Annotated in this window: 20 protein-coding genes; all 20 read left to right on the forward strand. The window is 59.8% G+C overall.

The window, feature by feature from the left end; translation table 11 throughout:
- The first annotated feature begins 93 nt into the window (after positions 1–93).
- On the forward strand, positions 94–1,374 hold the full coding sequence (locus JDW18_RS06900; RefSeq protein WP_246610297.1) for a TolC family outer membrane protein: 1,281 nt from the start codon (positions 94–96) through the stop codon (positions 1,372–1,374).
- 164 nt (positions 1,375–1,538) lie between these two features.
- Positions 1,539–3,719 (forward strand): type I secretion system permease/ATPase, encoded by a 2,181-nt coding sequence (locus tag JDW18_RS06905; protein WP_218243792.1) that lies wholly within the window; start codon positions 1,539–1,541, stop codon positions 3,717–3,719.
- Positions 3,716–4,978 (forward strand): beta-barrel domain-containing protein, encoded by a 1,263-nt coding sequence (locus JDW18_RS06910; protein ID WP_218242943.1) that lies wholly within the window; start codon positions 3,716–3,718, stop codon positions 4,976–4,978. The genes JDW18_RS06905 and JDW18_RS06910 overlap by 4 nt, the downstream gene beginning before the upstream one ends.
- A 62-nt stretch (positions 4,979–5,040) precedes the next feature.
- On the forward strand, positions 5,041–5,499 hold the full coding sequence (locus JDW18_RS06915; protein WP_218242944.1) for a hypothetical protein: 459 nt from the start codon (positions 5,041–5,043) through the stop codon (positions 5,497–5,499).
- Between the two features lie 296 nt (positions 5,500–5,795).
- Positions 5,796–6,527, forward strand: coding sequence for an SDR family NAD(P)-dependent oxidoreductase (locus JDW18_RS06920; protein WP_218242945.1), 732 nt, complete (start codon positions 5,796–5,798; stop codon positions 6,525–6,527).
- A 12-nt stretch (positions 6,528–6,539) separates the two neighbouring features.
- Positions 6,540–7,307 carry an SDR family NAD(P)-dependent oxidoreductase gene (locus JDW18_RS06925; RefSeq protein WP_218242946.1) on the forward strand — a complete coding sequence of 256 codons (768 nt, stop codon included), beginning with the start codon at positions 6,540–6,542 and terminating at the stop codon, positions 7,305–7,307.
- Between the two features lie 18 nt (positions 7,308–7,325).
- Entirely contained in the window at positions 7,326–7,973 is a 648-nt protein-coding gene (locus tag JDW18_RS06930; protein WP_218242947.1) for a nuclear transport factor 2 family protein, read from the forward strand.
- A gap of 11 nt (positions 7,974–7,984) precedes the next feature.
- A complete protein-coding gene (locus JDW18_RS06935) occupies positions 7,985–9,067 on the forward strand; it encodes an alkene reductase (RefSeq protein ID WP_218242948.1) in 1,083 nt (360 codons plus the stop codon).
- 339 nt (positions 9,068–9,406) lie between these two features.
- Positions 9,407–10,309, forward strand: a complete 903-nt coding sequence (locus JDW18_RS06940) for a VOC family protein (protein WP_218242949.1) — start codon at positions 9,407–9,409, stop codon at positions 10,307–10,309.
- Positions 10,310–10,324: 15 nt separating this feature from the next.
- On the forward strand, positions 10,325–11,203 hold the full coding sequence (locus JDW18_RS06945) for a CoA transferase subunit A (protein WP_218242950.1): 879 nt from the start codon (positions 10,325–10,327) through the stop codon (positions 11,201–11,203).
- Positions 11,204–11,214: 11 nt separating this feature from the next.
- Positions 11,215–11,985, forward strand: coding sequence for a CoA-transferase subunit beta (locus JDW18_RS06950; RefSeq protein ID WP_218242951.1), 771 nt, complete (start codon positions 11,215–11,217; stop codon positions 11,983–11,985).
- Position 11,986: 1 nt separating this feature from the next.
- Positions 11,987–12,892, forward strand: a complete 906-nt coding sequence (locus JDW18_RS06955; RefSeq protein WP_218242952.1) for an enoyl-CoA hydratase — start codon at positions 11,987–11,989, stop codon at positions 12,890–12,892.
- Positions 12,889–13,977: an NAD(P)H-dependent flavin oxidoreductase gene (locus JDW18_RS06960; RefSeq protein WP_218242953.1), complete on the forward strand. Its 1,089-nt coding sequence runs from the start codon at positions 12,889–12,891 to the stop codon at positions 13,975–13,977. Before JDW18_RS06955 ends, JDW18_RS06960 begins: the two co-directional genes overlap by 4 nt.
- A gap of 22 nt (positions 13,978–13,999) precedes the next feature.
- Entirely contained in the window at positions 14,000–14,758 is a 759-nt protein-coding gene (locus tag JDW18_RS06965; protein WP_218242954.1) for an enoyl-CoA hydratase family protein, read from the forward strand.
- A 28-nt stretch (positions 14,759–14,786) separates the two neighbouring features.
- Entirely contained in the window at positions 14,787–15,941 is a 1,155-nt protein-coding gene (locus JDW18_RS06970; RefSeq protein ID WP_218242955.1) for an acyl-CoA dehydrogenase family protein, read from the forward strand.
- Positions 15,942–15,959: 18 nt separating this feature from the next.
- Positions 15,960–17,102, forward strand: a complete 1,143-nt coding sequence (locus JDW18_RS06975; protein WP_218242956.1) for an acyl-CoA dehydrogenase family protein — start codon at positions 15,960–15,962, stop codon at positions 17,100–17,102.
- Complete coding sequence (locus JDW18_RS06980; protein WP_218242957.1) at positions 17,099–18,253, forward strand: acetyl-CoA C-acetyltransferase; 1,155 nt, start codon at positions 17,099–17,101, stop codon at positions 18,251–18,253. Before JDW18_RS06975 ends, JDW18_RS06980 begins: the two co-directional genes overlap by 4 nt.
- Before the next feature lie 105 nt (positions 18,254–18,358).
- Complete coding sequence (locus JDW18_RS06985) at positions 18,359–19,942, forward strand: amidase (RefSeq protein ID WP_218242958.1); 1,584 nt, start codon at positions 18,359–18,361, stop codon at positions 19,940–19,942.
- Positions 19,943–19,954: 12 nt separating this feature from the next.
- Positions 19,955–21,541 (forward strand): amidase, encoded by a 1,587-nt coding sequence (locus JDW18_RS06990; protein ID WP_218242959.1) that lies wholly within the window; start codon positions 19,955–19,957, stop codon positions 21,539–21,541.
- A gap of 60 nt (positions 21,542–21,601) precedes the next feature.
- Complete coding sequence (locus JDW18_RS06995; RefSeq protein WP_218242960.1) at positions 21,602–22,477, forward strand: SDR family oxidoreductase; 876 nt, start codon at positions 21,602–21,604, stop codon at positions 22,475–22,477.
- The last annotated feature ends 50 nt before the right edge of the window (positions 22,478–22,527 follow it).

Below are 22,527 nucleotides of genomic sequence, written 5' to 3' on the forward strand. Positions count from 1 at the left end.
AAGTTTTCTATGTCTACGCATTTATTGGGAAAGTTCCGCGTCCGCCCTGTTATGGCCGCGGGAGCTTGGTGCTGCCTGCTGGCGGCTCAAAGCATGGCTGCGCAAACGCTTGATGCAGGACCGGCTTCGGCCATGGATATGGGGGCGGCCGTAAAAGCTGCTGTGTCCTGGCATCCGTCGGTGCGTACTGCGCAAGGTCAGTTGCTGCAAGCTGATCAGGGTATCGCTGTGGCCAAGGCGGGTTACATGCCGCAGGTGAAGGCAGGTATCGGTAGTGAATTGCGCAACCGTGTGATTACGCCGTATGACACGCGCCGTGTGCATGACGCAAGTGTTTCGGTGTCGCAAATGCTCTATGACTTTGGTAAGGTGGACAGTGCCGTCCAGCAGGCCGAAGCGTCTATTTCTACAGCCCAGGCGCAGGTGCAGCTATCGACAGAAGAAGTTGCACGCGAGGCTGCTTTGGCCTGGGTTGAGGTTAGGCGCCAGCAAGAACTGGCGACTGTGGCACAGGCTCAGGTGTCAGGAGTGAAGGCGTTGGCCGATTTGGCGCTGGAGCGTCAGATCAAGGGGGCAAGTGCCAAGTCAGATGCATTGCAGGCACAGTCGCGGGTGGAGTCTGCCCGTGCTTCCGCGATTAATTACGAAGCCCAGGCTCAACGCTGGCGAGTTCGGTTGATGTATTTGACCGGGGTGAAAAAGCTCCCGGCGATTGCTGGTCAACTGCCTGCTGCTTTGCCGCAGGCCTGTGCTTCGGCCAATGGGTCTGATGCATTGCAGCCTGCCAGCGTGCTCAAGGCCATGGGGCAGCGTGATCTGGCTAAGGCTGACCTCAAGGCGGCTGATGCACAACTCATGCCGACATTGTCTGTGGATGGATCCGTTGGTCGAGCTTTGGGAAGTTCGCGTCCTGCGGGCTATGCGGCAGTGGATACCAAGGTCATGTTCAACTTTAGTGCACCGCTGTATGAAGGCGGGCGCAACCAGGCGCGCCAGCGCGCAGCAGTACATGCGCTGGAGGCTGCCGATGCAGCCGTGGCTTTTGCTCAGTTTGAGGCCCAGCAATCTCTGCAGGATGCGTTGGCTCAGACAGTAGGTCATCAGCAGCGCGCTCCGGTGATTGATGAGCGCATCGCCAGCATTAAAACCACGCGCGATCTGTACCGGGAGCAGTATCTGCAGCTGGGTACACGTTCGCTGCTGGATCTGCTCAATGCTGAGCAGGAATACCATAGCGCCAGTTTTGACCGCGTGGAAAGCACCTACGAAGTCCAGCGTCTGGCTGTGGAATGCCTGTACCAAAGCGGGCGCATGGGCCAGGTGTTTGACTTGCCTGCGCCTGTAGTCGCTCATACAGGAAGAGTGGTTCCATGAGTGCAGCGGATGTAAAAACTGCGCCAGCGCAGAACGGTGAAATGTCAGGCCTGTCCGCTCAGCAACTGGCCGAAGCCCAGCGCCTGGCGAAGGAAAAGGCTCAGGAGCAGGCAAAGCAGCGCGCTGCAGAGCAGGCTCGGGCCGCAACTTTGGCACGAGCACGCATGCACGTGCTAGATGGCTGGCTGGATGCAGTGCTGGCAGTGGCCGCCCATTATCAAATCGATACCTCGCGCGAACGACTGCGGGTATCGGCTGTCTGGCAAAACTGGGCACAGGCTGCAACAGCAGGCCAGCAAGAATTGCTGGAGACGGTGCGCCAGATGGCGCAGCAAGCTGGCCTGGCAATGCATGAAGTGGCGCCCAAACTTGAAGAGCTCAGCGCCTGGCGTTTGCCAGCGGTGCTGCAGCTGCGTGATGGTCAGGTTGCGGTGGTAACTGCCATGACCAGCAACGGTTTGCGCCTGTTGCTCAGCGGCGACGAGGGAAGTGAGTGTGTGCGCAGTGTGGCTGAGCTGCAGCCCGAGCTGGAGACCATGGCGGTGTTGCGCCCGCTGCAGTCCGCACCTGATTCGCGTGTGGATGATTACATCCAGCCGGTCAAACCGCACTGGCTGCGTTCCATTGTGTTTGCCGATGTCCGACCCTATTTCCACATCTTGCTGGCTTCTCTGGTCACCAATTTGATGGCTTTGGGCGGCATTCTCTTTTCCATGCAGATCTATGACCGCGTAGTGCCGGCGCAGTCCACACCTACGCTGTATGTGCTGTTTGGCGGCGTGCTGCTGTCCATCGTTTTTGCATGGGCCATGCGCAGTGCGCGTATGCACATTACGGACCTGCTGGGAAAGCGAGCGGATCTGCGCATTTCTGACCGGGTATTCGGTCACGCGCTGCGGGTGCGCAATAGCGCACGACCCCGCGCTACAGGAACGTTTGTGTCGCAGATTCGTGAGCTGGAGCCTGTGCGCGAGATGCTGACCTCCACGACAGTGGCGGCAATTGCTGATCTGCCGTTCTTCGTGCTGTTCTGTCTCATCTTCTGGGGCATTGCAGGCTCACTGGTGTGGGTGCCTCTGGCGGCTTTCGTGCTGCTGCTGCTGCCCAGTCTGCTGGCGCAAAAACGCCTGCGTACACTGGCGCAAGCCAGCATGCGTGAAGCTGCCCTGCGCAATGCCATGCTGGTGGAAACTGTGCAGGGCATTGAAGATATCAAGCTGCTGCAGGCTGAGCCGCGCTTTCAAAATCAGTGGAATCATTACAACGCCGTCAATGCGGAATCGGGCCTCAAGCTGCGAGCCTTGCTCAATAGCCTGAACAACTGGATGCAGACCGTGCAGGGCAGTGCTTTTGCATTTGTGGTGTTTTTTGGCGCCCCCATGGTCATGTCTGGTGAGATGAGCACGGGTGTGCTGGTGGCGGGGTCGATCCTGTCCAGCCGCATGCTGGCACCGCTGTCCAGCATTACCGGCGTACTCAACCGCTGGCAGCAGGCCAAGATGTCAGCCGAAGGGCTGGATCAGCTCATGAAGCTGCCCGTGGACAACCCCGCGGATGGCAGTCGCATCCATCGACCGTTGATTGAGGGGCGCTATGACATGGCACAGGCGGTGTTCAGCTACGACAGTCAGAGCCCCGCTCTGACGGTCAAGCAACTGCACATTGAGCCAGGTGAGCGCATTGCCATTCTTGGGCGCAACGGGGCGGGCAAGTCCACCTTGCTGCAGGCGCTGTCGGGCTTGCAGGAGCCCATGGCAGGCAAGGTGCTGCTTGATGATGTCACGCTGACCCATATCGACCCGGCAGACGTGCGCCGTGATGTGGCCTTGCTGACGCAAAATGCGCGCCTTTTCTATGGGACTCTGCGCGAGAACCTGTTGCTGGGTGCGCCTCATGCCAGCGATGCTGAGATCATGAAGGTTCTGCAATCTACCGGCGCCTGGGCCTTTGTGCGCAAGCTGCCTACAGGGCTGGATCATCAGGTCATGGAAGGCGGCCAGGGGCTTTCTGGTGGGCAGCGCCAGAGCCTGCTGCTGTCGCGTTTGCTACTGCGTAATCCGCGCGTGCTGCTGCTGGATGAGCCCACCGCATCACTGGATGAGGTGGCTGAGCGCGAAGTGATTGATGTACTGTGCAATATGGCCGCAGGTCGTACCTTGGTGGTGGCAACCCATCGCACAGCACTGCTGCAGGCGGTGGAGAGAATCGTGGTGGTGGACAACGGTAGCGTAGTGCTGGATGGCCAGCGTGATGCGGTATTGCAGCGTTTGCGTGAGGGGGGAAAGGCTCCCGCATCCGCCAAAGCTGATGCTGCAGGAGTGCTGGCTATGGGAGCAAACGCATGAAGCAGGTTCAATTCCCCGGCGCCCAAGGTGCAGGTGCTGCAGTGACTCAACCTGCAGCTTCTTCTGCAGGTCGGACGGCGAAGGTAGCGGCTCTGCCGTCTATTAACGATACGGATGAAGTCAAGGCCAGTCACTCTGGCCGTGTGGTCTGGATCATTGCAGGCTTTGTACTTGCATTTCTGGCCTGGGCCATGGTCTTTGAGATTGATGAGGTCTCCAGTGGCACGGGTCAGGTGATCCCCACTTCGCGTGAACAGCGCATTCAATCGCTGGAAGGCGGCATTCTGGCCGAGCTGCGAGTGCGTGAAGGACAGGTGGTCGAAAAGGGCGAAGTACTGGCACAGCTTGACCCCACAAGAGGGGAGTCCAATGTGGAGGAAACGGCTGCGCGCTATCGTGCTGCGCTTGCAGCCAGCGCACGTTTGCGGGCAGAGGTGTCTGGCCAGGATGCGCCGAGCTTTCCGGCCGAGCTGCATAGCTATGACCAGTTGATTGGCTCTGAGACGGCGCTGCTTCGCTCGCGGCGTTCAGGCTTGAATGAGACCGTATCGGGTCTGAATCAGGCTGCAGCGCTGGTGCGCAAGGAAATTGATATCACACGATCGCTGCTGTCCAGCGGTGCCGCCAGCAATGTGGAGCTGATTCGCCTGGAGCGCCAGAAGGCTGATCTGGAACTGAAAATTTCCGAGGCCCGCTCCAGCTACATGGTCAAGGCCCGCGAGGAACTGGCCAAGGCGGATGCCGAAGTGAAGTCGCTGCAGTCGGTGGTGCGTGGCCGCGCCGATGCATTGCAGCGCACAACCTTGCATGCGCCGGTGCGTTCCATTGTCAAGGCGCTGGAAGTGACCACCATCGGCGGCGTGATTCCTCCCAACGGAAACATCATGACGCTGGTGCCCATGGACGATCAACTGCTGGTAGAGGCCCGTATCTCGCCGCGTGATATCGCATTCATCCACCCGGGGCAGGAAGCCTTGGTCAAGGTTACTGCGTATGACTATTCCATCTACGGCGGTCTGAAGGGTACGGTTTCGACGATTGCGCCAGACACGATGCGTGACGAAGTCAAGCCAGAGATCGTGTACTACCGCGTGTTTGTGCGAACCAGTGCCGATGCACTGACCAATAGTGCAGGCAAGCGATTCCCAATTGTGCCCGGCATGGTGACCACGGCGGACATCCGCACGGGGCACAAAACCGTCTGGGACTATCTGACGAAGCCGCTGAACAAAGCTCGTGAGGCCCTGCGTGAGCGCTGATTCAGTTTTAGCTCAGCCCGTGCCTTCGTCACTAATACATGCCATCTGATAAGGAAGACATCATGACTACTGCTCTAAAAAATCTGCGCCTGGCTGCTCTGACAGTCTTTACCGGCGCTGTGATGGCTGCAGCCACTTCGGTGGCTGCGCATACCAATCCCGTTGACGAAATCTCCAACCCCAAGAAGCTGGACTACCAGGATGTGGAGGCCCGTCGCCCGGATTTTGCCGAACCCTTTTTGCGTGACGGCGTGATCGACCAGCCTCAGCGACTGCAGCAATTGCGAAATGGCGCGCCGGTGGATCAAGCCGTGGCCCTGCTGGGGCAGCCGCTCAAAAAAGGAGCAGGCAAGGGCGGCAGCGAGTGGGACTACAACCTCAAGTTCAAGATGCCTGACTCGGAAAACTACATGGTTTGCCAGTACAAGCTGGTGGTTGATGAGGCCAAAAAACAGATTGAAGATGCAGTGTGGCGCCGCAAGCAATGCATGGATATTGTGAACGGCACGGTCAAAAAATAAGACCGCATGTCGTAGCGGTGAAATTCAGGCCCGGTCTGCCTTGTGGCCCGGGCTTGGCCGCCTCATTGGGCCGCTTTAGCGGCCAAGCTCATTTCCTTTAGCCAGATTTTTACGAGTTCTGGCTTTTTCTTTTTCTGAATCAAAATCGAATATTCCCATTGTCTGTATTGCGCTTGATGCTCTCTATATGAGAGCGTTTTTCACTAATTTACTTAGTCTTGATGGACGATGGGCTGAATTGCATTTTTTCTTACGCTGTCTCTACGTTTTGATTGCATATCAACAAGGAGACAAAAATGCGTTTAGCAGGAAAAGTGGCTGTGGTCACCGGTGCAGGTCAGGGCATGGGGCGTGCCATTGCCCAGCGTTTCGCTGATGAAGGCGCCACCGTGGTTGCCTTGGATCTGAATGAAGAATCTGCCAAGCAAACGCTGGAAGGCAAGGGCGGCAAGCACATTGCACGCTCCGTCAATGTGGCTGACAGCGCCGCAGTCAATCAACTGTTCGCCGATATCAAGAAAGACCTGGGCGCGGTGGATGTTCTGGTGAACAACGCTGGTACTGGCGGTGTGGACCAGTTCGCTGACATTACCGACGAAGCCTGGGCACGCGTGATTGGCGTGAACCTGAACGGCGCTTTCTACTGCGCACGTGCTGCCGTCAAGCAGATGCAGGAAGGCAAGGGCGGCACCATCGTCAATATCTCCAGCACCTCGGCTGTGAGCGGTGACGGCCCTGCGCACTACTGCGCTTCCAAGGCCGCCATGATGGGCCTGACCCGTGGCATGGCCAAGGAACTGGCACCCAAGAAGATCCGCGTGAACACGCTGGTTCCTGGCCCCACCAACACTCCCATGATGCAGGGCATTCCCAAGGAATGGGCTGACGCCATCATCGCCGGCGTGCCCATGGGCCGCATGGCTGAACCCGATGACATCGCCAAGGTGGCAGTGTTCCTGGCCAGCGATGACAGTGCTTTTGTGACGGGTCAGAACGTGGCAGTCAACGGCGGCAGCGCCTTCCTGTAAGGAGAAAGAAAAATGAGCAAGCGTCTTGAAGGCAAGGTTGCATTCGTCACTGGTGGTAGCTCTGGCATTGGAGCTTCGACCGCCGAGCGTTTCGCCCAAGAGGGTGCCACCGTGGTGATCTGCGGTCGTCGCAAGGAGCCTCTGGAAGAAGTCGTAGCCAAGATCAAGGCTGCCGGTGGCAAGGCCGAAGCCGTGGTGGCGGATGTGGGCGTTGAGTCGCAGATCGTTGGTGCGCTGGAGCAGACGGCCAAGACCCACGGCAAGCTGGACATTCTGGTGAACAACGCCATGGCCTACACCTGGGGCGGCATTGAAGCCATGTCCACAGAAGACTGGCAAGCCAATTTCGGCACTTCCGTGGATGGCACTTTCTGGGGCACTCGCACGGCTCTGAAGCTGATGAAGAACGGCGGCGGCTCCATCGTCAACCTGAGCTCCATCTGCGGCACGCTGGGCACGCCCTATATGTCGGGTTATTCGGCTGCCAAGGCCGCGGTGATCAATTTCTCGCGCGCTGCAGCCGCTGAAGGTGCTGCTGCGGGTGTTCGCGTGAACGTGATCATCCCCGCCGTGATCGAGACGCCTGCCACTGCAGGCATGCTGGCCGATGAAGCATCGCGTCAGACCACCGAAAAGCTGATCCCCATGGGCCGCGTCGGTCGTTCGGACGAAGTGGCCAATGCCATTCTGTTCCTGGCCAGCGATGAATCCAGCTATGTGACTGGTGCTTCGCTGCCCGTCGATGGTGGCCGCGCCGCCGTGCTGGTTACCGCACTGTAAGCAAGAGAGTCTGAAGAGATGAGTGAACCCGTGAATCAGTGGCCGCAAACGCTGGAAGAGCGTATCGATCGACTGGAGTCGCTGGATGCGATTCGCCAGTTGGCAGGTAAGTACTCGCTGTCTCTGGATATGCGTGACATGGATGCGCACGTCAACCTGTTCGCGCCTGACATCCGTGTGGGCAAAGAAAAGGTGGGGCGTGCGCACTTCATGGCGTGGCAGGACAGCACGCTGCGTGACCAGTTCACGGGCACTTCTCACCATCTGGGTCAGCACATCATCGAGTTTGTGGACAAGGATCACGCCACTGGCGTGGTCTATTCCAAGAACGAGCATGAGTGCGGGGCCGAGTGGGTCATCATGCAGATGCTCTACTGGGATGACTACGAGCGCATTGACGGACAGTGGTTCTTCCGCCGTCGTCTGCCCTGCTACTGGTATGCCACCGATCTGAACAAGCCGCCGATTGGTGACATGAAGATGCGCTGGCCCGGTCGTGAGCCGTATCACGGCGCTTTCCATGATCTGTTCCCAAGCTGGAAAGAGTTCTGGGCCAACCGTCCAGGCAAGGATGACTTGCCCCAGGTGGCTGCTCCCGCACTGCTGGAGCAGTTCCTCAAGACCATGCGTCGCGACACGCCGCCACCGCGCATGCGTGTGCGCTAAGGAGAGACTGTATGAGTCAAACGCTTTTTACGCCCGCAAATCTGGGCAAGATTGCGCTGCAAAACCGTATCGTCATGGCCCCCATGACACGCAACCGTGCTGCGGAAAACGGCGTGCCGACCGAGTTGATGGCCGAGCACTATGGCCAGCGCGGTGATGCGGGCCTGATTGTGGCCGAGGGCACCTGGCCCGAAGTGGCCGGGCAGGCCTATTGCCGCCAGCCGGGCATTGAGACCGCTGAGCATGTGCGCGGCTGGCAGCGCGTGACCGATGCGGTGCATGCCCGTGGCGGCTCCATCGTGCTGCAGATCATGCACTCTGGCCGCATTGGCAGCCACCACATCAAGCCGCAAGGCGTGCGCTCGGTGTCTTCTTCGGCATTGCAGGCGCAAGGCCAGATCTGGACGGATGCTGCTGGCATGCAGGATTTTGATGTGCCTGTGGCGCTGAGCACCGAAGAGGTGCGCCAGGCCATCGCAGAACATGCTGCGGCGGCCAAGCGTGCCATGGATGCAGGCTTTGACGGCGTGGAGCTGCACGGCACCAGCGGCTATCTGTGCATGCAGTTCATGAGTTCCGGCGTGAACCAGCGCACGGACGAATACGGCGGCGCTGTCGCAAACCGTGTGCGTTTTGCGGCGGAATGCCTGGCTGCCATGGGGGATGCCATTGGTGCTGATCGCGTTGGTCTGCGCCTGAACCCTGGCAATACCTATAACGACACTTCGGATGAGAACTCTGCGGCCACGCACGCAGAACTCATGCGACAGGCGGCAAAGCAAGGCATTGCGTACCTGCACGTGATGCGTGCGGTATTCGATCCCAGCATTGATGCCTTCAAGCTGGCGCGTGAGAACTTTGGCGAAAGCCTGATTCTCAATGACGGCTTCGATGCCCAAAGCGCAGAAGCGGCGCTGCAGGCAGGTGAGGGCAAGGCTATTTCCTTTGCACGTCACTTCATTGGTAACCCTGACTTGGTGCAGCGTATGCGTCAGGGTTTGCCCTTGTCCAAGTTTGATCGCAAGACCCTCTACACGGCAGGTGGTGAAGGCTACAACGACTACGCCCTGGCGACAGAGGCTCAGACAGCCTGAGGACTCGCCTGTCGCTCAGGATGGGATTGATCGCACTCTGAGGCTTGGCCCGGGGGGCAAAAAGGTGTTCATCGTGTTGGCCGCATCTCTTTCGAGGGGTGCGGCATTTTTTTTGTGCGCTGCTCAGCTGTCGCCGAGGTGCCGCTTCGGGCTAGCTCAAATGGGTGTCAGGGTTTTTGTGTATTTGCCTCAAGTCCCCGCCATTTAAACGCTGATTGCTATCAATTTTGTATAAAAGCAGGGCGCTTCGTTAGTCTCAACGGACGATGTTTGTCAACGCACTCCTGTCCAGAATCACTGCCATCACTACAACTGATCTGGGTTGGAGGCCCCGACATCATGATGGAAATACGTGGACTGGCGTACGTTGTTGCCGAAAGCTCTGATTTGGACCGCTGGGTCAGCTATGCACGCGATGTGCTGGGCATGATGCCGACCAAGACTGCTGGTGGCGAGCTGCTCATCAAGATGGATGAGCGTCAGTTCCGCTTCCAGGTGGAGTCGGGCAGCAACGACAAATACACGGCCTCTGGCTGGGAAGTGGCCAACAAGGAAGCCTTCGATGCTGCGCTGAAGGTCATGGATGCGGCGGATGTCCGCTATGAAATGGGCAGCGCAGAACTGTGCGCCAAGCGCCATGTGCAGCAGCTGGCAGTGGTGACCGATCCATCGGGCAACCGCCACGAAATCGTCTGGGGTTTCAAGTCGGATTTCATCCACTTTGCATCGCCCCAGGGTGTTTCCCGCTTCATCACCGGCGACTATGGTCTGGGCCACACCGTGCTTCCAGCCCCCGACTTCGACAAGACGGTGGCTTTTGTGCGCAACGTGCTGGGGTTCGAGCTCTCGGACATCTACAACTTCAAGCCCGCTGGCGATGCAGGCCCTACGGTCCGCATCCACTTCTTCCACTGCGCCAATGGCCGTCACCACAGCCTGGCACTGGCGGAGTTCCCATCCCCCACAGGCTGCGTGCACGTGATGGTGGAAGTGGACAACATGCCCGAAGTGGGCCGTGCCATGGACCGTATGCAAAAGAGCGAAGTCAAGCTCTCGGCCACGCTGGGCCAGCACACCAACGACAAGATGATCTCGTTCTACATGAAGACGCCCTCGAACTTCGATCTGGAGTTCGGCTATGGCGGCGCCATCATCGACTGGGATCACCACATCACGCATGAGTTCACGACGGTCAGCCTCTGGGGACACGACTTCAGCGTGGGCCGCCCCGAAAACAACTAATAGGAGGCTTGAGACATGGCCAATAAATTGATGACAGCGAAGGACGTGGTGGCATCCATCAAGGATGGCATGACGATTGGTATTGGTGGCTGGGGGCCACGCCGCAAGCCCATGGCTCTGGTGCGTGAGCTGCTGCGCAGCGACGTCAAGGACCTGACCGTGGTGGCCTATGGCGGCGCCGACGTTGGCATGCTGTGCGCAGCCGGTAAGGTCAAGAAGCTGATTTTCGCCTTTGTGTCGCTGGACTTCATTCCGCTGGAGCCCTACTTCCGCAAGGCCCGCCAGAGCGGCGAGATCGAAGTCATGGAAATTGACGAAGGTCATATGGTGCTGGGCCTGAAGGCGGCTGGCATGCGTATTCCCTACATCCCCACCCGCGTGGGTCTGGGAACCGACGTGCTCAAGCACAACAAGGACATCCAGCTGATCGAGTCGCCCTACGACGGCAAGGAATGGCTGGCCATGCCCGCTATCAACCTGGATGTGGCGCTGCTGCATGTGGACCGCGCTGACAAGCGTGGCGTTTGCCAGATCGCTGGCCCCGATATCTATATGGACGACCTGTTTGCCCGCGCAGCAAAGAACACTTTTGTGAGCTGCGACGAACTGGTGGAGTCCAGCACTTTCGAATCCGCAGAAGCGGCGCGTCTGGTGTTCTGGGAGCGTTCCGAGACCACAGGCGTGGTGCATCTGCCTGGCGGTGCTCACCCATCGTCCTGCGCGCCTCTGTATGGCTTTGATGTCAAGCACTTCAAGGAATACGTGGCCAGCAGCAAGGAAGAGGGCGGCTGGGACAACTACCAGCAGAAGTACGTGCAGTGCACGGAGCAGGAATATCTGGAAAAAGTGGGTGGCATGGACGCAATCAAGCGCTTGCCCCTGCCTGTGTTCTAAGGAGGCAGAAGATGAGTGAAATTGCATTGGTTGATCGCGTCATCTGCGCCGCGGCACGCGCCTGGGAAAACGACGGTGAAGTTCTGGCTACCGGCATCGGCCTGGTGCCGCGTCTGGCAGCTTCGCTGTGCATGAAGTCCATCAACACCGATCTGATGATGACGGACTCTGAAGCATGGGTGGTCAATGAGCCCGTGCCCGTCGGCCCCCGTGGCGACTACAAGATCAAGCGTGAATCCTGGATGGGCTTCTCGCGCATTTTCGACAACGTCTGGGGTGGCAAGCGTCACGCCATGGTGGGCCCCGTGCAGGTGGACCGCTTTGGTCAGGGCAATATCTCCATGGTGGGCAGCGACTACGCCAAGCCCAAGTCCATGATGCTGGGCGTGCGCGGCTTCCCCGGCAACTCCATCAACCACGCCAACTCCTTCTTTGTGCCTAACCACAGCCCCAAGGTGTTTGTGTCTGGCGAGGTGGATGTGGTGGGCTCCGTGGGCTACAACCCCGCGCGCCTGGCCAAGGGCTGGACGCTGGAAGAGACCACGGACATCCGTTTCATCTTCACCAATCTGTGCGTGATGGATTTTGGTGGCCCCAACTACCAGGCGCGCCTGGTGTCGTTGCACCCCGGCGTGACCGTGGGTCAGGTGCAGGAAGCCACGGGCTTTCCCATCCATATCCCCGCAGAAGTGGGCGTGACGCCTGATCCCACTGCCGAGCAGCTGGCTTTGTTGGCTCAGCTCGATCCGCACAACCTGCGCGCTACCGCAATGGGAGCCTGATATGGAACATGCAGCTTCCAGCGAATTTGTGACACGCGAAGACAAGGCCGTCTATGAAACTGACGAGCCGGTGCTGTACAGCGTGGACAACGGCATTGCCACGGTCACCATGAACAGACCCACGTTCAACAACGTGCAGAACTCTCAGATGACCTATGCGCTGGATGCTGCATTCCGCAAGGCCACTGATGACGACAGCGTCAAGGTGATCGTGCTGCGTGGTGCAGGCAAGCACTTCAGTGCTGGCCACGATATTGGCACACCAGGCCGTGACATCAACAAGACGTTTGACCGTGCACACCTGTGGTGGGATCACACCAATAAGCCCGGGGGCGAGCAACTGTTCGCCCGCGAGCAGGAAGTCTATCTGGGCATGTGCCGCCGCTGGCGCGACATTCCCAAGCCGCTGATCGCCATGGTGCAGGGCGCCTGCGTGGCTGGCGGCCTGATGCTGGCCTGGGTCTGTGACCTGATCGTGGCCAGCGATGACGCCTTCTTCCAGGACCCCGTGGTTCGCATGGGCATCCCGGGCGTGGAGTATTTCGCTCACGCGCACGAACTGCACCCACGTATCGCCAAGGAGTTTCTGCTGCTGGGCGACCGCATGGGAGCTGATCGTGCCTACCAGATGGGCATGGTCAACCGTGTGGTGCCACGCGCCGAGCTGGAGGAGCAGGTCTATGCCATGGCTCAGCGCATGGCGGCCCAGCCCCGCTTGGGCTTGGCACTGACCAAGATGGTCGTCAACAAGGCTGAAGAGCTGCAGGGCCTGCGTTCCACCATGGACATGGCCTTTGGCTATCACCACTTTGCCCACGCACACAGCCAGGCCATGGGCATGGGCCAACTGGGCGGCCAGGACGCGAAATCCATGGTCAAGGCAAATAAAGAAGAGTCCAAGGCATGAGCAATATGAACGACATGGGCGGACTGCGCACTCCTATCTGCGAGATGCTGGGCTGCCGTTACCCCATCATCCAGACAGCCATGGGCTATGTGGCTGGTGCTGATCTGGTGATCGGTACCACCAACGCCGGTGGCTTTGGCTTCCTGGCGGGGGCGACGATTGCTGCCGACAAGATTGAGGCTGAAATCCTGCGCGTCAAGCGCGAGACCGATGACCAGCCTTTCGGTCTGAACTTTCACATGTTCCAGCCCAATGCCCAGCAATTGCTGGACCTGGCGGTGAAATATCGCCTGCGTGCCGTCAGCTATGGCCGTGGCCCGGACAAGAAGGTCATTGGTCGTCTGCGCGATGCGGGCATCGTCTGCATGCCTACCGTCGGTGCCTTGAAGCACGCACAAAAAGCCATCGAGATGGGCGCAAACGCCATCACCGTGCAAGGTGGTGAAGGTGGCGGCCATACCGGTAGCGTGCCCACCACGGTGCTGTTGCCCCAGGTGGTGGATGCCGTCAGTGTGCCGGTGATTGCCGCTGGTGGCTTCTACGACGGGCGCGGTCTGCTGGCTGCACTGGCTTTCGGTGCCTCTGGTATCGCCATGGGTACCCGCTTTCTGATGACCAGCGATTCCAAGGTGCCTGAAGAAACGCTCAAGCGCTATCTGGCCACCAAGGATGCCGAGAAGATTGCTGTCTCGCATCTGGTCGATGGCATGCCCCAGCGCATGATTCCCAACGAATACCTGGCCATGCTGGAAAAAGCCAGCCCCATGAAGCGTCTGCGCATTGCACTGAGCCTGGCTCTGCAATGGAAGGCTGAAACCGGCATGACCACCGGCCAGGCCATCAGCATCTTCATGAAGGCTGTGCGCGAAGACTCTTCTTCCGTCGCTCAGACCGTGATGGCGGCCAACGCCCCCATGCTGCTGCAGCGCTCCATGGTGGATGGCAACCCTGCCGAGGGCGTGATGTCCGCTGGCCAGGTGGCTGCGCTGATCGGCAAGCTCGACAGCTGTGAAGACGTGATCAACGGAATCATGAGCCAGGCCATGACCCGCCGCGCTGCACTCAACGAATTGACTCCTGCATAACAACAAGCCAACGAGACTGGATATGTCCTCTCAACAATTTCACTCCACTATTCACGACAACGGTGTGGCAGAGCTGGTGATTGACCGCGCTCCCGTTAATGCCCTGAATGCAGCCGGCTGGAATGGCCTGGCCAAGGAAATCCAGTCGCTGGGCGACAAGCCCGAAGTGCGCGTCATCGTGATCCGCGCCGAAAACCGTGGCTTTTGCGCCGGTGTGGATATCAAGGAACTGGCCACCAACGACAAGCTCATCGTCGATGTGAACGCTGGCAACTACGCCACGTTCAAGGCGGTGCACCTGAACAAGGTTCCCGTGATCGCTGCAGTCCACGGCTTTGTGCTGGGTGGCGGCATTGGTATCTGCGGTGCATCCGACATCGTGATTGCGGCGGAAGACGCCACTTTCGGCTTGCCCGAAGTGGACCGTGGCGCCATGGGCGGTGCAGCTCACCTGCAGCGCATGTTCGGTGTGCAAAAGACCCGCTACCTGTTCTTCACGGGCGAGATGATCGGCGCACAGGAAGCTTTCCGTCTGGGTGCGATTGAGCGTGTGGTGCCCCGCGAGCAACTGCGCGACACCGCCATGGACATCGCCAACAAGATTGCGGCCAAGAGCCCCGCCATGATCCGCATCGCCAAGGAAGCGCTGACCGGTATTGAAGACGGCAATCTGGAAGACAAATACCGGTGGGAACAAGGCTTCACCCTGCAAGCCTATATGAGCCCCGATTCCGCCGAGACGCGCAGCGCCTTCGTGGAAAAGCGCGACGCCAAGTTCTGAGCATCACTGCGCACTGAGGAGACAAAACATGGATTTGACCTACACCCCGGCGCAAAAAGCCTTCCGCATGAAAGTGCGGGAATGGCTCAAGGAAAATGCTCCCAAGGAACGCCTCAAGAGCTATGACACCCGCGAAGGTTTCGAGCAGCACCGCCAGTGGGAGGCCAAGCTGGCCGATGCTGGCTACAGCGCTGTGACCTGGCCCAAAGATCTGGGTGGCAGCGGCTGTGATCTGAACGAGTGGCTGATCTTTGAAGAAGAGTACTGGGCAGCCGATGCACCGGCTCGCGTGAACCAGAACGGCATTTTGCTGTTCGGCTCTACGCTGATGGAATTTGGTACGCCCGAGCAAAAAGCCCGCTTCCTGCCCCGCATGGCACGTTGCGACGATATGTGGGCTCAGGGCTGGTCCGAGCCCAATGCAGGCTCTGACATGGCTGCCATCAGCAGCCGCGCCATCCGCCAGGGCGACAAATACATCCTGAACGGTCAGAAGATTTGGTCCACCCGCGCCATTTTTGCGGACTGGCTGTTTGGCCTGTTCCGCAGCGACCCCGCTTCCAGCCGTCACCATGGCCTGAGCTACATCCTGGTGCCGCTGAACACACCCGGTATTACCGTGCGCCCCATTCGCGCTATCAATGGCAGCGAGCATTTCGCCGAAATCTTCTTCGACGATGTGGAAGTGCCGGTAGAGAACCTGCTGGGTGCGGAAGGCAAGGGCTGGCATGTGGCCATGGCTACCGCTGGTTTTGAACGTGGCCTGCTGCTGCGCTCGCCAGCACGCTATCAGCGCAGCGTGCAAAAGCTGGTGGATCTGTATCTGCGCAATCAGGCGGAAGCCGATCGCGATCACTCCATCCGCGATGCCGTGCTGCGTGCCTGGCAAGGTGCGGAAGCCTACACCTTGTCTTCGTACCACACGGTCAGCCGCCTGGCCAAGGGCGCGCAGATTGGTGCGGAAGCCAGCACCAACAAGATTGTCTGGTCCGAGCTGGACATCCTGATTCACGAAACCGCGATGCGGATTCTGGGCCCGCGTGCAGAAGTCTGCGACGACGAAGAAGCCAACTTCTGGCTCGAAGGTTTCCTGTTCTCTCAGGCCGGCCCCATCTATGCGGGCAGCAACGAGATTCAGCGCAACATCATCGCCCAGCGCATGCTGGGTCTGCCCAAGTCCTGATCCCCTGGAGATAGCACCATGGACTTCACTTTCACCGAAGATCAAACCGCGTTTCGTGATTCGATCAGCCGCTTTCTGATGACAGAAGCTGCTCCGGAGCTGCTGCGCGACCTGTGGGAAACCAAGAGCGGCCGCTCTCCCGAGCTGTGGAGCAAGATTGCCGAGCAGGGCTTCATGGCTCTGTCCGTGCCCGAAGCCGACGGCGGCATGGGCATGACCGACATTGACTGGGTATTGCTGCAGCAGGAAGTGGGCTACTACGGCCTGCCCGACTGCCTGACGGAAACCGCTTTCGTTGCGGTTGGCATGCTGTCGGCACTGCCTGCGGGCAATGCGGTGCGCAGCGAATGGCTGCCCAAGATTGCGACGGGCGAGTGCCGCGTGGCCGTTGGTCACCCCATCAACCCCAATGTGGCTGATGCGGCCATGGCCGATATCTTGCTGCTGCCTCACGCCAGCAGCACAGGCCTTGAGCTGCATCTGGTGCCCCGCGCACAGTGCCAGCTGACAGAGCTCAAGAGCATTGACTCTTCGCGCCGCCTGAGCAAGGTGCAATGGACGCCTTCCGACGCCACCCGAGTGCTGGCAGGCGTTGAAGCGCAGAAGATCTGGGATACGGCTGCCGAGCGTGGCGCGCTGTGCTCTGCCGCGCAGATGCTGGGCCTGGCCCAGCGCATGCTGGACCTGTCGGTGGACTATGTCGCCCAGCGCAAGCAGTTCGACAAGGTCATTGGCAGCTTCCAGGCCGTGCAGCATCACCTGGCAGACATCGTCACCAAGATCGAATTCGCCAAGCCAGTGCTGTACCGCGCTTTCTACGCGCTGCAGCATGGCGAGGCCGATGTGGCAGTGCGTGTTTCTCACGCCAAGCTGCAGTGCAGCGAAGCGAGCTGGTTTGCCTCGCGCAACAGCCTGCAGGTGCATGGCGCTATGGGGTACACCTGGGAAGTCGATCTGCAGATGTTCATGAAGCGCGCCTGGGTGCTGGACGCTGCCTGGGGCGACAAGGGCTATCACTCTGCTCGTCTGAGCCAGGGGCTGCTGCGCGGCGCAGGCGCTCCCGTTGGCCCTGGTGCCACATTCGACCGCGAAACATCCGCATGCGGCGGCTGCACAGCGCAGACCGCTATCAATACCATTGCTGAAGAGGTGGCTGCATGAGCGCCCAAGCTTATATCGTTGACGCTCTGCGCTCGCCCACTGGCAAGCGCAAGGGCTCTCTCGCAACCGTGCATGGCGCCGACCTGGGCGCCCATGTGATCAAGGAACTGGTTGAGCGCAACGAGATTCCCGCGTCTGAATATGACGACGTGATCTTCGGTTGCGTGGACACCATTGGCGCGCTGGCTGGCGACATTGCCCGCACTTCCTGGCTGGCTGCGGGCATGCCTTTGAACGTGCCCGGCACCACTATTGACCGCCAGTGCGGATCTTCCCAGCAGGCCATTCACTTTGCGGCGCAGGCCGTGATGAGCGGCACGCAGGACGTGATTCTGGCCGGTGGCGTGCAGACCATGACAGCGATCCCGATCTCCTCGGCCATGCTGGCAGGCCAGCCTCTGGGCTTCACCACGCCGTTTGCCGAGAGCAAGGGCTGGCAGGCACGTTTTGGCAATGCACCGGTCAACCAGTTCTATGCAGCGCAGCGCATTGCTGACCACTGGGGCATTAGCCGTGCAGACATGGAAGTGTTTGCCAAGGAAAGCCATGACCGCGCACTGAAGGCAATTGCCGAAGGCCGTTTTGACCGCGAAATCGTGCCTTTCGGTGACTTCAAGATGGACGAGACCGCGCGTCTTTCCACGCTGGAAAAGATGGCCACGCTGGAGCCGGTGGACCCAACCTATCCGGCCATCACCGCTGCAGTTTCCAGCTCCACCTGCGATGCAGCAGCTGCTGTGCTGGTGGTGTCCGAGGCGGCTCTCAAGCGCTACAACCTCAAGCCCCGTGCCCGTATCCACCACATCAGTGTGCGTGCCGATGACCCCATCTGGCATCTGACCGCACCGATTGCGGCGACGGAATACGCGCTCAAGAAGTCGGGCATGACCATGTCCGATATCGACCTGGTTGAAATCAACGAAGCCTTTGCCTCCGTCGTCATGGCCTGGCTCAAGGAAACTGGTTACGACCACGCCAAGACCAACGTCAACGGCGGCGCCATCGCTCTGGGTCACCCGCTGGGTGCCTCGGGCGCCAAGCTCATGACCACCTTGCTGCATGAGCTGGAGCGCACCGGCGGTCGCTTTGGTCTGCAGACCATGTGCGAAGGCGGTGGTCAGGCCAATGTGACCATCATCGAGCGCCTCTGATACAGGCATGAAGACAGGCACTCGCAAAGTGCCTGTCTCTCGTTGGTGAAACCAGAGTTAGCGGCTTCGCAAGTCATCCAAAAAAATATCAACGGAGACAAAGACATGCAAGACAGCGCGACAGATACAGAACGTAGAACATTTCTCATGGCTGCCGCCACCACGGTTGCGGCCAGCGCTTTGCCAGTTGAGCAGGCCATGGCAAAGACGCAGGCACAGGCACAGGTACAGGGCGCACCTGCAGATGCCATCACCATGGCCGAGCAACTGCGCCGTGGTGACATGACGCCTCTTGAAGCGTTGGATGCGGCCATTGCCCGTGTGGAAGTGCTGCCCAAGCTCAATGCCGTTGTCATCAAGAACTACGAGCAGGCGCGTGAACTGGCCCGCAAGCAATCGGCGCTGAGCGGTGCAGAGCGTAAAAAAGCCTGCGAAACAGCGCCGCTGTGGGGCATGCCCTTTGTGCTCAAGGACCTGGGCGTCAGCATGGCAGGCACCGTCACTTCCAACGGCTGCGGCTTTTTCAAGGATGCGGTGGCCCAGCACGATTCCACCGTGGTGTCGCGTTACAAGGCGGCTGGCCTGAATATTTTTGGCAAGACCGCTGCACCTGAATTTGGCATGACCACGACCACGGAGTCCAAGCTCTATGGCGTTACGCCCAACCCATGGAATAGCAAGCACACCACGGGTGGGTCATCGGGCGGCACGGCGGCTGCGGTGGCTGCGGGCATCTTGCCTGTGGGGCATGCCACAGATGGTGGTGGCTCCATTCGCATTCCGTCCGCGCACTGCGGCCTGTTTGGCCTCAAGCCCAGTCGTGGTCGTGTGCCTGCAGGGCCGGATTCGCTGGATGGCGCAATCGGCCTGTCGGTAGGGCATGTCATCAGCCGCAGCGTGCGCGACAGTGCCTTGCTGCTGGATGTGGGCGCAGGTCCGGAGTTCGGCTCTCGCGTGCGCCCCGGTAGCGATGTGCAGGGCAGCTATCTGAAGGCTTTGAATCAGCCGCCCGAAAAAAAGTTGCGCATTGCCGTCTGGCGCAAGACTTACTTTGGCATTCCCGTGCATGCCGATTGCCTGGCTGCCGTGGACAAGGCTGCCAAGGCCTGTGAGGCCATGGGGCACATTGTTGAAGACGCCATGCCTGATTTGCCCGTGGCCGAGATTTTTGCGGGCATGGGGCCAGGCATGTCGGCAGGCATGCTCAGCGGTGTTGAATACCGCGAAAAGCAACTGGGGCGTGCAGCGCGAGAGGATGAGTTCGAGCCGCTGAACTGGGCTGCGCTGCAGGCGGCCAAAAAAGCTTCGGCACTGGAGCTGTTCCGGGGGCGTGCAGGTTTTGACAAGGCGGGTCAGCTGATCGATGCTTTCCTGAGCAAATACGACCTGATTCTTTCGCCCACGACAGCCGTGCCAGCCCAGTTGCTGGGTGCGCTGCGCCTGGATCAGCCCTATGCCAGCTATGCGGCAGAGGCCATGAACTCTTCGGCGTTCACCTCGCTGTTCAATATCAGTGGCCATCCCGCCATGTCGGTGCCGCTGCACTGGACGGCGGAGAACATTCCCGTGGGCTCGCACTTTGTGGCGCCATTTGGCGCTGAGGGGCGTTTGCTGCGTCTGGCCGCGCAGCTGGAGCAGGCCTTGCCATGGGCCCATCGTATGCCTGACCTGTCGGCTTTCAAGGCCTGAGGAAGGTTTTCGATGTCGAACAGCAATTCCAACAATCATGGCCTGGATCGCCGCGCTTTTGTGATGGGCGCTGGCGCAGTTGCGGCGGGTGCAGCCATCCCCGCAGCTCAGGCTTTGGCAGGCAAAAAGCAGGAGGCAGGCATGGATGTGAAGGTGGACGGCTACGCATGGGCCGAGCAAATTCGTCGTGGCGATGTAACGCCTCTGGAAGCACTGGATGCCGCCATTGGCCGCGTGGAAGCGCTGCCCAAGCTCAATGCCGTGGTGATCAAGGACTACGAGATCGCCCGTACTTTGGCCAAGCAAATGTCTGCTCTGGGGGCTGCAGCCCGCGCTGAAGCCACCGAGAAAGCACCCATGTGGGGCGTTCCCTTTCTGATCAAAGACCTGAATCAGTACATGAAGGGAACGGTCACCACCAACGGCTGCCGTTTCTTCAAGGGCGCTGTTGCCGAATATGACAGCACGCTGGTGGCGCGCTACAAGGCCGCTGGCCTCAATATTTTTGGCAAGACGGCATCGCCCGAGTTTGGCCAGACGCCCACAACAGAGTCTTTGCTCTACGGCAAGTCGCCCAACCCCTGGAACGCAGCCCACACCACGGGTGGCTCATCGGGTGGCGCGGCTTCTGTGGTTGCGGCAGGCATTTTGCCGGTGGCCCATGCCAGCGATGGCGGTGGCTCCATCCGCATTCCCGCTTCGCACTGCGGCCTGTTTGGTCTCAAGCCCAGCCGTGGGCGCCTGCCAGCGGGGCCTGTGAATATGGAAGGCTGGCTGGGGCTATCCATGAACCATGTGATTAGCCGTTCGGTGCGTGACAGTGCGCACTTGCTGGACTTGACGCAGGGCCGTGAACCTGGCTCGCGCTCGGTGCCGCCGCGTGATGTGGAAAGCAGCTATCTGGAGGCGCTGAAGCAGGAGCCGCGCAAACTGAAGATCGCCGTCTGGCCTCGTAACTACTTTGGTATTCCTGTGCATGCCGATTGCCAAGCAGCCGTGGACAAAGCCATCAAGGCCTGCCTGGCACTGGGCCACGAAATCGTGGAAGACATGCCAGAGCTGCCAGTGGCCGATGTGTTCTCTGGCCTGGGCATTGTGACTTCGGTTGGCATGATGGCCACCATTCGTGCCCGCGAAAAACTGCTGGGCCGTGCCGTGCGTCAGGACGAGGTGGAACAGATGGACTGGGTCTATCTGGAAAAAGCCAAGAGCTATACGGCCGAGCAGATGCTGGCTGCGCGCACCAACTTCGATACGGCAGGCCAGATTCTGGACCGCTTCTTCCTGAAGTACGACCTGATTCTGACGCCAGTGATGGCGGTGCCGCCACCGCTGCTGGGCGTGCTGTCGCTCGATCAGCCCTACGAATCGTTTGCGCGTGAGGCTGTCAAGGCTTCGCCCTACACCACACTTTTCAATATGACGGGCCAGCCCGCCATGTCTGTGCCCATGCACTGGACTGCTGACAACCTGCCCATTGGCGCGCACTTTGCCGCGCCCTATGGACGCGAAGGTCGCCTGTTCGGTCTGGCTGCACAGCTGGAGCAAACCGTTCCATGGGCAGACCGCATGCCGGATCTGTCTGTTTTCAAAGCGTAATTTCAAGAAAGCAGGGCTGGCGAGATAGCTGCCCTGCATTGCAAGCAAAAGGGGAAAGAAATGGGTATTTGCAACCAGAGAACCGTCGTCATTACCGGTGCAGGCGGTGGCCTTGGCCGCGCCTATGCGCTGGCCTTCGCGCAAGAAGGTGCAAATGTGGTGGTCAATGACATCCGCGCCGAAGCCGCGCAGGCCGTGGCCGATGAAGTCAAGGCCGCTGGCGGTCAGGCCATTGCCAACACGGGCGACATCACTTCGGTGGCCGGCGCTCAGTCGATTCTGGACGCAACCCTGGCAGCCTTTGGCGATGTGAACGTGATCGTCAACAACGCCGGCGTGCTGCGCGACCGCATGTTCCTGAGCCTGTCAGAAGAAGACTGGGACATGGTCATGCGCGTGCATCTGCGCGGCCACTTCTGCATGGCCAAGGTGTTCGGTGGCTACTGGCGTGACCAGAAGAAGGCAGGCAAGGAAGTGGATGCCCGCATCATCAACACCAGCTCCGGCGCGGGCCTGCAAGGCTCCATCGGCCAGAGCAACTACGCAGCCGCCAAGGCCGGTATTGCTGGCCTGACACTGGTGCAGGCGGCTGAACTGGCCCGCTACGGCATCACCGCCAACTGCCTGGCGCCTGCTGCGCGTACCTCCATGACCGAAGGCGCCATGCCCGATATGGTCAAGAAGCCCGAATCCGGCTTTGACGTGTGGGACCCCATGAACGTGGCTTCCATCGTGGTGTGGCTGGGCAGCGCTCAGTCCAAGCATGTGACGGGCCGCTGCTTTGAAGCCAAGGGCGGCGAGCTGTCCGTGGCCGATGGCTGGTTCACCGGCAAGATCAATGACAAGCAAGGCCGCTGGGAACCTTCCGAGCTGACTGGCGTGGTCGATCAGCTGATTGCCGAAGGCAAGGCTCCCCAGAAGGTTTACGGCACCTGATGCCAACAGCCGGGCGCTGAGAAGGTCAACAGACTCTCGGCCCCGGCTAT

Origin of the sequence: Comamonas fluminis (assembly GCF_019186805.1) — a bacterium.
GTDB classification, from domain to species: Bacteria; Pseudomonadota; Gammaproteobacteria; order Burkholderiales; family Burkholderiaceae_C; genus Comamonas; species Comamonas fluminis.

Excerpts from the sequence above, each read along its gene's own strand:
- JDW18_RS06900 (WP_246610297.1), top strand. The coding sequence starts at position 94 with ATGGCTGCGCAAACGCTTGATGCAGGACCGGCTTCGGCCATGGATATG.
- JDW18_RS06905 (WP_218243792.1), top strand. The coding sequence starts at position 1,539 with ATGCACGTGCTAGATGGCTGGCTGGATGCAGTGCTGGCAGTGGCCGCC.
- JDW18_RS06910 (WP_218242943.1), top strand. The coding sequence starts at position 3,716 with ATGAAGCAGGTTCAATTCCCCGGCGCCCAAGGTGCAGGTGCTGCAGTG.
- JDW18_RS06915 (WP_218242944.1), top strand. The coding sequence starts at position 5,041 with ATGACTACTGCTCTAAAAAATCTGCGCCTGGCTGCTCTGACAGTCTTT.
- JDW18_RS06920 (WP_218242945.1), top strand. The coding sequence starts at position 5,796 with ATGCGTTTAGCAGGAAAAGTGGCTGTGGTCACCGGTGCAGGTCAGGGC.
- JDW18_RS06925 (WP_218242946.1), top strand. The coding sequence starts at position 6,540 with ATGAGCAAGCGTCTTGAAGGCAAGGTTGCATTCGTCACTGGTGGTAGC.
- JDW18_RS06930 (WP_218242947.1), top strand. The coding sequence starts at position 7,326 with ATGAGTGAACCCGTGAATCAGTGGCCGCAAACGCTGGAAGAGCGTATC.
- JDW18_RS06935 (WP_218242948.1), top strand. The coding sequence starts at position 7,985 with ATGAGTCAAACGCTTTTTACGCCCGCAAATCTGGGCAAGATTGCGCTG.
- JDW18_RS06940 (WP_218242949.1), top strand. The coding sequence starts at position 9,407 with ATGATGGAAATACGTGGACTGGCGTACGTTGTTGCCGAAAGCTCTGAT.
- JDW18_RS06945 (WP_218242950.1), top strand. The coding sequence starts at position 10,325 with ATGGCCAATAAATTGATGACAGCGAAGGACGTGGTGGCATCCATCAAG.
- JDW18_RS06950 (WP_218242951.1), top strand. The coding sequence starts at position 11,215 with ATGAGTGAAATTGCATTGGTTGATCGCGTCATCTGCGCCGCGGCACGC.
- JDW18_RS06955 (WP_218242952.1), top strand. The coding sequence starts at position 11,987 with ATGGAACATGCAGCTTCCAGCGAATTTGTGACACGCGAAGACAAGGCC.
- JDW18_RS06960 (WP_218242953.1), top strand. The coding sequence starts at position 12,889 with ATGAGCAATATGAACGACATGGGCGGACTGCGCACTCCTATCTGCGAG.
- JDW18_RS06965 (WP_218242954.1), top strand. The coding sequence starts at position 14,000 with ATGTCCTCTCAACAATTTCACTCCACTATTCACGACAACGGTGTGGCA.
- JDW18_RS06970 (WP_218242955.1), top strand. The coding sequence starts at position 14,787 with ATGGATTTGACCTACACCCCGGCGCAAAAAGCCTTCCGCATGAAAGTG.
- JDW18_RS06975 (WP_218242956.1), top strand. The coding sequence starts at position 15,960 with ATGGACTTCACTTTCACCGAAGATCAAACCGCGTTTCGTGATTCGATC.
- JDW18_RS06980 (WP_218242957.1), top strand. The coding sequence starts at position 17,099 with ATGAGCGCCCAAGCTTATATCGTTGACGCTCTGCGCTCGCCCACTGGC.
- JDW18_RS06985 (WP_218242958.1), top strand. The coding sequence starts at position 18,359 with ATGCAAGACAGCGCGACAGATACAGAACGTAGAACATTTCTCATGGCT.
- JDW18_RS06990 (WP_218242959.1), top strand. The coding sequence starts at position 19,955 with ATGTCGAACAGCAATTCCAACAATCATGGCCTGGATCGCCGCGCTTTT.
- JDW18_RS06995 (WP_218242960.1), top strand. The coding sequence starts at position 21,602 with ATGGGTATTTGCAACCAGAGAACCGTCGTCATTACCGGTGCAGGCGGT.